The 13,060-nt window shown below is 55.8% G+C and carries 9 protein-coding genes; 3 read left to right on the plus strand and 6 right to left on the minus strand.

Translation table 11 applies throughout. The features are described from left to right. Positions 1 to 21: 21 nt before the first annotated feature. The 4 genes from PUV47_RS13915 to PUV47_RS13930 all read right to left on the minus strand — a co-directional run bounded on the left by PUV47_RS13915 (position 22) and on the right by PUV47_RS13930 (position 4,676). Complete coding sequence (locus tag PUV47_RS13915) at positions 22 to 963, minus strand: ABC transporter permease (protein WP_274219180.1); 942 nt, start codon at positions 961 to 963, stop codon at positions 22 to 24. 1 nt (position 964) lies between these two features. Next, positions 965 to 2,056, minus strand: coding sequence for an ABC transporter permease (locus tag PUV47_RS13920; RefSeq protein WP_274219181.1), 1,092 nt, complete (start codon positions 2,054 to 2,056; stop codon positions 965 to 967). Then, positions 2,053 to 3,588 (minus strand): ABC transporter ATP-binding protein, encoded by a 1,536-nt coding sequence (locus PUV47_RS13925; RefSeq protein WP_274219182.1) that lies wholly within the window; start codon positions 3,586 to 3,588, stop codon positions 2,053 to 2,055. Before PUV47_RS13925 ends, PUV47_RS13920 begins: the two co-directional genes overlap by 4 nt. A gap of 137 nt (positions 3,589 to 3,725) precedes the next feature. After that, on the minus strand, positions 3,726 to 4,676 hold the full coding sequence (locus PUV47_RS13930; RefSeq protein WP_274219234.1) for a BMP family protein: 951 nt from the start codon (positions 4,674 to 4,676) through the stop codon (positions 3,726 to 3,728). Positions 4,677 to 5,488: 812 nt separating this feature from the next. Between PUV47_RS13930 and PUV47_RS13935 the strand changes: the two genes are divergently transcribed. Next, positions 5,489 to 8,005, plus strand: a complete 2,517-nt coding sequence (locus tag PUV47_RS13935) for a TonB-dependent receptor plug domain-containing protein (RefSeq protein WP_274219183.1) — start codon at positions 5,489 to 5,491, stop codon at positions 8,003 to 8,005. An 86-nt stretch (positions 8,006 to 8,091) separates the two neighbouring features. On the opposite strand, the gene PUV47_RS13940 is transcribed toward PUV47_RS13935, so the two are convergent. Both PUV47_RS13940 and PUV47_RS13945 read right to left on the minus strand, forming a co-directional pair. Beyond that, positions 8,092 to 9,399, minus strand: a complete 1,308-nt coding sequence (locus PUV47_RS13940) for a TRAP transporter large permease (protein ID WP_274218938.1) — start codon at positions 9,397 to 9,399, stop codon at positions 8,092 to 8,094. 21 nt (positions 9,400 to 9,420) lie between these two features. Next, positions 9,421 to 9,936, minus strand: a complete 516-nt coding sequence (locus PUV47_RS13945) for a TRAP transporter small permease (RefSeq protein WP_274219184.1) — start codon at positions 9,934 to 9,936, stop codon at positions 9,421 to 9,423. Between the two features lie 555 nt (positions 9,937 to 10,491). On the opposite strand from PUV47_RS13945, the gene PUV47_RS13950 reads away from it, so the two are divergent. Together PUV47_RS13950 and PUV47_RS13955 are read left to right on the plus strand one after the other, a co-directional pair. After that, positions 10,492 to 12,291 (plus strand): glycoside hydrolase family 2 protein, encoded by a 1,800-nt coding sequence (locus PUV47_RS13950; protein ID WP_274219185.1) that lies wholly within the window; start codon positions 10,492 to 10,494, stop codon positions 12,289 to 12,291. 13 nt (positions 12,292 to 12,304) lie between these two features. Continuing rightward, a complete protein-coding gene (locus PUV47_RS13955) occupies positions 12,305 to 13,060 on the plus strand; it encodes an FCD domain-containing protein (protein ID WP_274219186.1) in 756 nt (251 codons plus the stop codon).

Consider the following 13,060-nt stretch of genomic DNA (forward strand, 5'->3'; position numbering starts at 1 on the left):
GTAATGGGGCGCGCCTTCGGGCTAGCGCTGCCCCCGGAAGTAAGGTTGCAAAAGCGCCCTCGGATAGTCAGCCTTGCGGGCAACGATCACCAGCGCCACGATGGAGAGCACATAGGGGATCATGAGGAAGATCTGCGAGGGAATGGCACCGCCAACTTCGTTTTGCAGGCGGATTTGAAAGGCGTCAAAGGCACCAAACAGCACCGCTCCCAGTAGCGCCTTGCCGGGCCGCCACGATGCAAACACCACCAGCGCGATGCAGATCCAGCCGCGCCCATTGATCATGCCGAAGAAGAAAGCATCAAACGCGGACATGGTGAGGAACGCACCGCCCAGAGCCATAAGCGCGGAGCCCACCATGACAGCGCCAATGCGCAGGCCATAAACGGAGAGCCCCTGGGCTTCCACAGCAGCGGGGTTGTCTCCCACGGCGCGGATCGCCAGCCCAAGCGGCGTGCGATAAAGCACAAATCCAACCACCAGCACGAGGGCCAGTGCAAGGAACGTCATGGGCGTTTGCTGAAACAGCGCCGGGCCAATGAACGGCAGGTCCGACAGCCCCGGCACATCCAGCGGCTGGAAGGCCTCAATGCGCGGCGGTGAGGAAACGTTGGGCAAGGCCGTGCGATAGGTGAAGTAGCTCACGGCGGTGGCAAACAGGGTGATGCCAAGGCCGGAGACGTGCTGTGACAGCCCAAGGGGCACGGTGAGAATGCCATGGAGCAGGCCAAACACGGCTCCGCACCCGGCCGCAACAGCAACGCCGGTCCAAAGATCGGCCCCAAGCCAGACCGCCATCCAGCCGGTCATGGCCCCGACAACGAAAATGCCCTCAATGCCAAGGTTCAGCACTCCAGCGCGCTCGCAAATGAGCGCTCCCAGAACGCCGAAGATAAGCGGTGTGGCAATGCGAATGGCAGCGGCCCAGAAACTGGCGGAGGTCAGAATGTCAACGTATTCCATTTCAGAACTCCTCGGCTTCTTTTTTCTTTGGCAGCTTGGGCCTGACGAACCGCACCTTGAACCGCACGAACAGCCCCGAGACCAGCACACAGAGCAGCGACAGCGCCACGATGAGATCTGCGATGTAATTGGAAACGCCCATGGCGCGGCTCATGCTGTCCGCCCCCACAAAAACGGCGGCGATGAAGATGGCCGCAGCCACAACGCCGAGGGGCGACAGGCCCGCCAGCATGGCAACCACGATGCCGGTATAGCCAAAACCGGGCGACAGATCCGCGGTCAGGTAGCCTTTGAGGCCCGCTACTTCCGAGACACCGGCAAGGCCAGCCAAGGCCCCGGAAAGAAGCCCCACCTTGACGTAGGTCGCTGTGACGGGGATGCCCGCATGCCGGGCGGCGGAGACGTTCTCTCCCGTCGCGCGGATTTCAAAGCCCCAGACGCTTCGGGTCATGATGATGAAAACGATGAGCGCCGACACCAGAGCGATGACCAGGCCCCAATGAACGCGCAGACGCGGGAACATCTTGGGTAAAGTGGCCGCTGCAGAAATGGGCTCGGACTGAGGCCAGCCCATGCCCATGGGGTCTTTCATCGGCCCCTCCAGCATCATCTGCACAAACAGCAGCACCACGAAATTCAGGAGCAATGTGGTGACCACCTCATCAGCCCCAAGCTTGGTCTTCAAAAGGGTCGGGACCAGCATCAAGGTGCCGCCCGCCATCATGCCAGCAGCGATGATGAGCGGGATCATGATGTAGGGCGGCGCCGCGATGGCACCTGAGCCCACGGCGACAGCGGCCAGAGCCCCCACATAAAGCTGGCCCTCGGCCCCGATGTTCCAGAGTTTGGCCTTGAAGGCGATGGAAGCCGCAAGGCCTGTGAGGATCAAGGGCGTGGCGCGGGCGAGCAGCTCGGAAATGGCGAAGGGCGAGCCGAATGCGCCTTTTGCCATGGCAATGAAAGCCCCTTGAACATCCGCCCCCGCCGCAGAAATGGGGATAGCGGCCAAGGCCAGAGCGGCGATGCCCGCAATGACAGGCACGAGAAAAGCATAGGTGGAAGAAACGTGCTCGCGCGGTTCGAACCGGATCATGCCGCTTCCTCCTTCTTCAGCTCATGGCCTGCCATCATCAGACCCACGGAGCTCTTATCCAGCTCTTCCGTGCGGATGGGCTCGGAAAGATGGCCACGGTGAATGACCGCAATGCGATCGGAAAGCTGGAACAGTTCGTCGAGATCTTCGGAGATGAGCAAGACCCCAGCCCCTCTATCGCGCGCTTCCAGCAAGCGGCGGTGAACTTCTGCGGTCGCCCCCACATCAAGCCCGCGAGACGGCTGTGCTGCGAGCACCAGTGCGGGATGCTGGTCCAGCGTCCGGGCCAGAACGATTTTCTGAATGTTGCCGCCTGAAAGCAGGCGTGCGCGGGCTTTGGCCCCCGGACAGCGAATGTCATAGGCCTTGATGGCGGCTTCTGCCCGGCGCTTGATGGCTCCGTACCGGAGCAGCCCAAAGCGCTGATAAGCGGGGCGGCGGATTTCTTCAATCACCAGATTGCTGGCGACGGACATGGAGCCCACGATGCCATCGTGGTGACGATCTTCAGGAATGCGCGCAACGCCCTGCCTGATGGCAGCGCTTGCTTTGGCCGGCAACGGCTTGCCTTCCAATTTCAGTGTGCCGCTGGTGGCCGGTATCAGGCCGGAGATGAGCTGCTGCAATGTGGACTGGCCATTTCCGGAAACACCTGCGAGGCCAATGATTTCGCCGCGGCGTAACGTCAGGGAGACGTGGTCCAGCGCCTCGCGCCCCTCACCCGCGCTCACCTTGTCGAGCACCAATAGCGGCTTGCCCGGGTTGCCCGGAGTGCGCTGGACGGCCTCAACGCTGTGGCCCACCATGAGGTCCGCCAGCATTTGCCTGTCGCATATCGAAGTGGCAAGATCTGCAACGATTTCGCCGCTGCGCAGTACAGCAACCCGGTCTGAGTGGCCCAGCACCTCTGCCATCTTGTGGGAGATGAAGATGATGCCGAGGCCCTGTGAAGACAGCTTCTTGAGGGTGGCGAACAGGCTCTCGGATTCCTGCGGCGTGAGCACTGCGGTTGGTTCGTCGAGTACAAGAATGCGGGCGTCGCGATAAAGCGCCTTCAGGATCTCAACCCGCTGACGCTCGCCAACAGCGAGGCGGGAGACCCTTACATCCAGATCAACCTCCAGACCAGAGGCCTCCATCAGGCTTTCCAGCTTGGCACGGGCCTTTGAGCGGGAAAAGCGCATCGCCCACAGGCTTTCAGTCCCCAAAACGATGTTCTCAAGCCCGCTGAGGTTCTCAGCCAATGTAAAGTGTTGATGCACCATGCCGATGCCAGCGTCCAGCGCGGCGTGGGGAGCACCGGGCTCCAGAACGTGCATGTCGCCGTTCCATCCGCGCACCCGCACTGCGCCCTCCTCTGCCACATAGTGCCCAAACAAGATGTTCATGAGCGTGGTCTTGCCCGCACCATTTTCGCCCAGAAGTGCCACAATTTCACCGGCGTGCAAGTCCAGCGAAACATCCTTGTTGGCAATGAGGTCTCCAAAGCGCTTGGTAATGGAGTCCAAAGCCAGAAGCAGGTTCTGACTCATCTCCCTTTCGTGATCTTCTTGCGCCATTATGCCCTCACCTGACCTGAACACGGCTCTTTCGAGAACCGGAGAGCCGAACCGGAAAACAGTCGGGCAAGACCGCCCGACCATCTCTCTTGGAAGTCCGAAAGGCCCGGTTACATGGTGGACTTGGGCTCGGTGTCGTCGATCTCGACGGTGAACGACTTGTCGAGAATGGCCGCTTCTTTTGCCTTTACAGCTTCAAGAGTCTCGGCATCGACAAGGGTTTCGTCGGCAATCAAGCTGCCGCCACCAAATTCCATGAAGGAATAAACGCCATAGTCTTCACCGGTAAAGGAGCCGTCCTTAACCGCAGCAATGGCCTTGTCGATGGTCGGCTCCATGTGCCAGATGGCAGAGGCCAGAATGGTGCCAGGGTAGTCGGCGGCAGTGTCAATCACGTTGCCGATGGCGAAGATGCCCTTCTCCTTGGCTGCGTCAGATACGCCAAACCGCTCTGCGTAAAGGACATCCGCACCGTTTTCGATCATGGCATAGGCGGTTTCCTTGGCCTTTGGCGGATCGTACCAGGAGTTGATGAAGGTCACCATGAACTCAACGTCGGGGTTGGTTTCCCGCGCGCCAGCCATGAAGGCATGCATGAGGCGGTTCACCTCAGGAATGGCAAAGCCGCCGACCATGCCGATCTTGTTGGACTTGGAGGCGGCTCCTGCAATCATACCGGTGAGATAGCTTGGTTCATGGATGAAGTTATCGAACACGGCAAAATTTGGCTCTGCCGCCGGGAACGATGACCCCATGAGGAAGGCAACCTCCGGGTATTCCGCTGCAACCGCACGGGCGGCGCGCTCCACGGCAAAGGCCTCTCCAACAATGAGCTGGTTGCCCGCTTCAGCGTACTCACGCATCACGCGCTCGTAGTCTGTATTGGCGGTGTTTTCAGAGTAAACGTAGGTAATGTCGCCGCGCTCTTGTGCGGCCTTGAGCGCTTGGTGAATGCGCCCAACCCATTGTTGTTCCACGGGAACTGTGTAGATCGCAGCCACTTTGAGCGGGTCAGCAGCCTTTACGGTGGAAGTACAGAATAAGGAAACCATCGCGGCCATGGCGATAACAGCAGAGAAGACAGCGCGTCTCGTCCAGCCGGTTGTTTGCTCTACAAACATAAACACCCCCTGATTGAAATTGGAACCGGATCACCACAGCTCCACGCGTGGAAGCTGTGTCCTGCCCTTCATCGCGGGAATGATGAAAGCGCAATTGCACTTCATAAAGGCATTAAAAACGGCTTTATACGAGAACAATTCAGGCTTGACTAGCCACTGAGACAAAATAAGGGCACGCCACCCTTACTTGTATGCGCGGAATTTGATGGGATTTCCTTAGTAAATTCCCATTGCATTGCTGCATTTTTTCTTGTCCGTCCTTGCTGAAAAGGAATGGATTGCACTGTGAGGTCCGGCGAAAATTGCTGGCCAATATTTCAGCACGCTCTCAATACTGAATTTTATTGCGGTGTGTAAAATAATTTACAAAGCTGTCATGGTGCCTAGCGTTGTCAAAGAGTTGCGCGATTCTCATCAATTTCGCCTGCTTGCAGCGATCGGGTGCGTGTAAATGCTTAGCGCCCAAAGTCGGAATCGGGGTGTCGCAACGGCACAAATCCGCAGTTTTCCACCAATCTGGTTCCATTGAGTAATACATGACGATTTAGGTCAGGTTTTAGTTGCAATCCATTACTTAAAATTAATAGTGAGTTGCAACTAGCCAGGCAGAGGCAGCTCTTGCGTGTGATTGCACGCTGCCCCCACCCAGCCCACATCCGAAAATCAAACAAAATATTGCGGGGGCAATTTTGTTGGCAACAACTCAGAGGCGCTTTGTCAGAGCGCTCCTGTGCACGTCGGCGCTCACCCTGGTGACACCAGCATTGGCACAGGAAGCAGAAGAAACCGTTCTTGAAGAAATCGTGGTGTCACAGCCAACAGGTGCCGGGGCCGTTGAAGGCATTCTTGGTGGTGGAGATGACGCAGCTCAGGGCAAGACTGTTCTCACACGAGAGCAAATCAAAACAAGTGGGGATGGCTCCGGCGACGTTAACTCCGTGCTGCGCATGCTTCCCAATGTGCAGTGGGTTGATGACACCTCGGAAGATTCAGGGGAAAGCGCGAGTACACTGCAGGACCTTCGGCCTGAGCAGTTTTCCATTTCAGGAGCTGGCGTTGATCAGAACAATTTCGTTTTGGACGGGGTCGGCATCAACAGTATGGGCGGGCATTCTGAAGCCAACAATCGCTTGATTGACGATTCATACGCGCCTCTGCCTGATCAGCTGTACTCCCTGCACTCTCAAACGGTTTATGTGCCTCAGTCGCTGGTTGAATCGATTACCGTTGAAGACAGCAACATCTCTGCACGGTATGGCGACTTTCAAGGGGGTGTTGTCTCTTTGGAAACACTCGCTCCATCAGATACATGGACCGGGTTTCTAGAGGCGGAGGGCTCCGGCAGTCCTTTGACCAACTACAAGCTGGCAACGGAGGACGGTGAAAACCCTCGCGATATAGATCCGATTGATTTTCGCAAGTACAACGGCGCTCTGGCGATTTCAGGCCCCATTCTGGAAGGCTTCAACTTCCTGTCCTCTGTCTCCGTACGCAGCGCGCAGACGACAAGAGACCGCCAGCCCGAATACGTTGACGAGATTGCCGAAACACAAACGTTCTCCACCAGTGTCCTGAACAAGCTGGAACTTGAACGGGACTTCGGCACCATCAATGTCTCCAGCATGATCAATTTCTATGATCAGGAGTTTGAGTCCCACAACACATACTACAACGGCGTGGTTCTGAAGGGCGACAGTACGACCAACTCTCTCAGCTTTACAAAGGAGTTGGATGACATCGGGGCCTTCTCAGAAACCACATTCAATACAAAGCTGTTCTTCAACACATCGCGCAAAGGGCGGGACGAAGAAGAAAGCACTTATTACGACGCGCGCTATCGCTACAAAGGTGTTGTGCTGGATGAACTGTCTGACGTGTGTCAGGACGTGCCAAGTGAGACCACTGTCAAGTGTGGTTACGGCGGCGGCGGGGATCTATATCAGGATGAGTATGGCGGCGGAGGGTCTTTTGATGTCTCAACGCGCATTCTGAACCAGAGTTTCCACTTCGGTGGTGGTTTTTCTCGCACAATCTTGCGGCGAGAGCGCCCGGAGACCGTAACAACTTATACCAGTCAACGCACCGGCAGCTTTACCTGCTCCGATCCAAACGACCCCTTCTGCTACGACGACAAGGGGTATCTGTCATACAAGCAGGTCAGAGATCCCTATGACGTCACAGTGGGTCTCACCAAACTTGATTTTTGGAGCGAGCTGGACCTCACCTTTGGGGACTTCGAGTTCCGGCCGGGTGTGCGTTTTGACTATGAAGACTATCTGGAAAACCTGACTGTTGCGCCGCGTTTGCGCGCCAGCTGGTTCGCCACTGATAATCTGACCATCACAACTGGTTTTAACCGCTACTACGACAATGCGATGTTGAGCTATGCGCTAAACGCCAAAATACCGGACACTAGGGGTTACAGACGTACAATCGAGGGCGGTGTCGTCAGCAATGAAGACGGTGGTGACGGCTGGCAGCATTTCAAAAACTTCGCCAATACCAATTACGACCAATTTGGTCTGAGTACGCCCTACAACGACGAATTTGCTTTTGGCTTCACCTATGATGATCTGCCATGGCTCGGCGGTAAACTTCGGGCAAACTATGTCCAACGCTGGGGGGCAGACCAGATCGTCAAAAGTCAGGATTCGTCCAAGGAACATACCTATCCCACCAACGATGGCAAAAGCCGGTACCGCAGTGTCTCTGTTGAATACGCCCGTGGATGGAATGATTTGAGCTGGGGACCATTGGAAAGCCTGGGCTTGAGCGCTACGGCAACATGGTCGGACTCGCACAAGACTGGCGGGGGGTACTACGACGAAATCGAGTACGACGATTACATCTACTACAAGGGGAGCTCATACACCCGTCCCGGCTTTGATGAGGTCACCGGGAACATGGATATTCCGGTCCGCGGTTCTGTTCGGTTGCAAGGCGGGTTCTTTGAAAACCGGCTCAGCCTTTGGACAGCTGCAGCATGGCAACTGGGCTACGAGGGCGTAAAAGACAGCAATGAGAACATCGAGCTGGAGATCGATGGGGAAACCATCAGGCATGACGTCTATGTAGACCATGACTACGATCCAACCGTGTTCGTCAATGCAGGCGCAGCGTTTACGCTCTCGGAAAACAAATGGGGCAAGACTGTTGTCACGGCGCGTATTGATAATCTTCTCGATGACACGGGCAATGCGACTGCGGACGATAAGTATCCCTACAAGACAGGGCGGCAGTTCTGGTTTGGCCTGAAAGCCTCGTTCTGAGCTCGAAGTGGTTCATTTCGTTTCAATGCAAAAAAGGCCCGCAAAAAGCAGGCCTTTTTCTTGTTTTTCTTTAGAAGTGAGGGAGGTTACCCTCCGTATCCCAGGATTACCCGTGGTAGGAACAGGCTGATTTCCGGGACGAATGTGACGAGCATGAGGATTGAAATCACGGCCACGTAGAACGGGAGCATCGGCTTGATGATGTCCTTGATGGCGACCTTGCCCACGGAGCATGAGATGAACAGGGCGCTGCCCACCGGCGGCGTGATGATGCCGATACACAGGTTGTAGGTCATCATGATGCCGAAGTGGACCGGGTCCATGCCGAGCTCGGTTGCCACCGGCAGGAAGATTGGCGTGAAGATCAAGAGTGCTGGGGTCATGTCCATGAAGGTGCCGATGACCAGCAGGCACAGGTTGATGACCAGCATGATGATCAGCGGGTTCTGGGAGACATTGGCCAGCGCATCGGCGATGGCGTAAGGAATGTCGGAGAACGCCATGGCCCAGGACATGCCGATGGAACAGCCGATCAGCAGCAGCACGATGGAAGAGGTGATGGCCGATTCCAGGATCACGCTTGGCAGATCGGTGATTTTCACTTCCCGGTAGATGAACACCGCAAGTACGAGCGAGTAGACCACGGCCACCGCGGAGGCTTCCGTTGCGGTGAAGATGCCGCCGATGATGCCGCCCATGATGATGACAATGAGCATCAGGGGCAAGATGGCGTCGAGGGTCTTGTAGAGCACTTCCTTCATGGGCGGCATGGGGATGATGGGATAGCCGCGTTTGGCGGCAATGATGCCGGCCACGACCATTACGCCCAGCCCCATGAGAATGCCGGGAATGTAGCCCGCCACAAACAGGGTGGCCACAGAGGTGCCGCCTGAGATCAGGGAGTAGACGATCAAGGTGGAGGATGGCGGAATGAGCATGCCGGTTGGGCAAGAGGCGGCGTTGACGGCTGCGGAATAAGCCGGGTCGTAGCCTTCCTTCTTCTGCAGCGGGGACATGATGCCGCCGACCGCAGCAGCCGATGCCACGGCCGAACCGGAGATGGCGCCAAACAGCATGTTGGCCAGCACGTTACAGTGGGCCAGTGCGCCCGGCAGGCGGCCGCCCAGAACCTTGGCAAGCTCGATCATGCGGGCTGCGATGCCGCCCCGGTTCATGACGTTGCCGGCCAGAATGAAGAACGGAATGGCCAGAAGGGTGAAGCTGTCCAGACCGGTGGCCATGCGCTGTGCCACCACGAACACGGCTTGGTCGAAGGACATGAGAACGGTGATGCAGGTGACGGTTGCCAAGCCGATGGCAAAGGAAATCGGCACGCCGAAGGTCACCAGCACGGCGAATACGCCAAACAGGATAAGTGCGCTTTGCAGTTCCATGGGGATCTCTCTAACTCTCTGCTATTCAGCGGCGTCTTCGACGGGTTGATCGTTGGGCCCGGTGCCGGTGCCGTTGATCAGACCGATTGCGAATTCCACGCAGTAAAACAGGATCACGGCTCCGGAGAACGGAATGGCTGCGTAGATGTAGCCCATGGGGATGCGCAGGGCCGGAGACAGCTGGCCGGTGGCGAGGGTCTTTGTGACCAGATTGGAGCCGCCATAAAGCATGATGGTGATGGCGAACACGGCAATGGCCAGGGTGATGAACAGGTCGGACAGCAGCTTGGTGCGCCCGACAAGAGAGCCGGTCAAAAGGTCAATGGCAAGGTGGCGGCGCTGGCCCAGCGTATACGCCGCGCCAATCAGACCAATCCACATGAACATGAACCGCGCCATCTCATCGGTCACCGTGCTGGGCTGACCAAGGATAAAGCGCGACACAACCTGCCACACAACACAAACAACAAGCACAGCAAAAACGAAAACCGTAACTGTGCTGAGTAAACTATTTACGAAACGGGTCAGCGCCTTCATTTCTCTTCCCTGATGATGGACTTGCGCCGGGTCGCCGGACGCTCATCATTTACGTTGGGCGACCAATTAAGCGATCAGGCGATGTCAGGCCTAATCTTGAGGGCCAATCCGATGATTACGGAAGAGTAAGCATTAACCCATAGTCCGCAAGAATCTGCCGAATTAGCTCTGTGTATTCTTATTCGCTCATTTTTCGATATTGGTCAACCAATATAATAAAATGGTTTGACAATGAGGGCGGATTATAGAAATGTATAAGGGTCGGCGCGCCAGATTCTGGATGTGTTGGCAAACCAAAAAGTGAAATGATCACTGCACGCTCAGTCCCATCGTGAGCTTTGATAAAGTAGGGCCTCAGCTTACCCGCTTTCCTCCGGCGGGTGGGCTGAGGGCCGAAAACCTCAGCAAGAGGTCAACCATATTCTCTGAATGGTTGATTTGGGTGGGCGAACAGATGTGACGCCACCAATTCGGGCGGCACTGGTTGATCAAAGAGTGTTTCGAAGCGGTTTTCTTGAAAAGGGTGAGCCGCCAAACTGAGGTAGTAAGAAGACGATGCTAGAGCGCATGGAAGGTGCCGACAACGCGTTGGCCTGTCTGCACGACGAAGACTATGATGTTCCGTTCAACAAGCAGAACCTCAATTATGAAGGTCTTATCTTCGTCGGTGGTCGCGAAGGTGAATCGCTGAATGGCGATTGGAACTTCTGCGTCGATCTTCTCGACACCGGGCTTCGCCAGAAATGGTTCTCCCTCAAGCCAGAGCCTGCTGAAGAGAAAATTGAGCCATATGATTATGATCCCTATGTAGGTGAGACGGTTCCCGTCCCATCCTGCTGGTCCATGCTCAAAGAAAAGTGGTATTTCTTTGAAGGTAGTGCTTGGTACACCCGCTCCATCGACTTTGCCGAGTTGCCAACCGATGAACGCCTTTTCTTGCGCGTCGGGGCGGCTCAATACGATTGTAAAGTCTTCCTGAATGGTGAGTTTTTGGGAAACCACTATGGTGGTTCGACCCCGTTTAATGTGGAACTTACTGATCGCGTAAAGCAGGGCCAGAACTGGCTCATGCTCGTGGTGAACAACACCCGTACGCTGGATCGCGTTCCTATGCGCAACACCGATTGGTTCAACTATGGTGGCATCTACCGCGATGTGGACCTCTATCGGGTTCCGAAAGCCTTCATCAAGGACCTGTTCGTTCGCATGCTGCCGGACGATGCCTACTCCAACATTGCTATTGATGTAGCTGTAGATGGTGTGGCGTCTGGTTCTGTTGCTGTTTCCATTGAGGAGCTGGGTATCTCCGCCGAGATCGCAGTGGATGCAGACGGTAAGGGTAGCCTTGTTGTTGAGGCCAAGCCTGAGCTTTGGTCTCCAGAAACGCCTCGTCTTTATGATGTAGTTGCCACCTTCGGCGGTGACCGTGTGACCGATCGTGTGGGTTTCCGTCAGATCAAACAGATTGGCGAGGAGCTTTTCCTCAACGGTAAATCCGTGTTCTTGCGGGGCATCTCAGTTCATGAGGACGACGAGTTCAAGGGTAAGGTTGTGACCGATGAGGATCTGCGGCAGCGGTTCGAGCATGCCAAGGAGCTGAACTGTAACTTCCTGCGGCTTGCACACTATCCGCATGATGAGCGCGCAGCCAAGTTGGCTGATGAGCTGGGCTTCATGCTGTGGGAAGAAATTCCGGTTTATTGGGCGATCGATTTCAAGAACCCTGCAACCTTCAAGGATGCGGATAACCAGTTGCGCGAGCTCATCAAGCGGGACCGTAACCGTGCTTCGGTTATCATCTGGTCGGTGGGAAATGAAAATCCGGATACGGATGAGCGTCTTGCCTTCATGAAGGGGCTGGTCGATACAGCCAACTCCATGGATGGTACCCGTCTTACTTCTGCGGCTTGTCTGGTCAACCACACCAAGAACCGCATTGAAGACCGCCTCGCGCAGTACATCAATGTGATCGGTATCAACGAGTATTACGGTTGGTACGAAGAGAACTTCGATGACCTGATTGAGTTCCTCGACAACTCGGACCCAGGAAAGCCTGTCGTTATCTCTGAAACCGGCGCAGATGGCTACATTGGTGAAGGCAAGCTGGAGAAAGGGTTCTTCAGTGAGGCCTACATGGCGGAAGTCTACCGCAAGCAGATTGCGACTTTGAAAGAGCGTGAATTTGTAAAGGGGATTTCTCCTTGGATCCTCTACGACTTCCGCGTGGAGCGCCGTCAGAACATGTATCAGCGTGGCTGGAACCGTAAGGGTCTTATCGCTTCCGACAAGAAGACCAAGAAAGAAGCGTTCAAGCTGCTTTCAGACTTCTACGCCACTTTGAAAGACGAGCGCTGATAGGACACCGAAGATGACACTGGACGTCAACAAGCGTCGATATCAGGATGTTGCTGCTTCTTTGCGCGAAGAGCTTGCGCAGGGCAAGTATGCCATTGGTGATCGGCTTCGTACCGAACGGCAGATCTCAGAGGAACTCGGAGTGAGCCGCTCGCTGGTACGTGATGCAATGATCATGCTTGAAGTTGAAGGGCTTGTTGATGTCCGGAAGGGTTCCGGCATTTATGTCACTCGATTGCCGGGCGGTGAGGGTGATGCGGACAAGGCGGACGATATCGGGCCTTTCGAGTTGTTGCAGGCACGTCAGCTGTTGGAAAGCAACATCGCTGGTTTTGCAGCAGCCATGGTGACCAAAGCGGATATCATCCGGATGCGAGAGCTTCTTGATCAGGAACGCGCTGAGTTGGAAGCAGGTGGAGATGCCTACCACGCAGATGAGTTGTTTCATCGCCAAATTGCTATTGCCAGTCAGAACTCCGTTCTTGTGGCGTCCGTCGATAACCTTTGGGGCATGCGAAACCGGTCTCGCATGTGGGAGAGACTTCATGACCGGGTGTTTGACAGTGGCTATCGGCAGAAATGGTTGGAGGATCACCAGTCTATTCTGACAGCCCTGCAATGTCGTGATCCGCAGATGGCACGTCAGGCCATGTGGCAGCATCTGGAAAATGTTCGCCTGACCCTGCTGGAACTCTCGGATGTCGATGATCCTGCATTTGATGCGTACCTGTTTGATGCTGACCCTCTGGCGGCAGTGCGCGAAGCTTAA

The organism is Pseudovibrio exalbescens (assembly GCF_028737195.1).
Lineage (GTDB): Bacteria > Pseudomonadota > Alphaproteobacteria > Rhizobiales > Stappiaceae > Pseudovibrio > Pseudovibrio zosterae.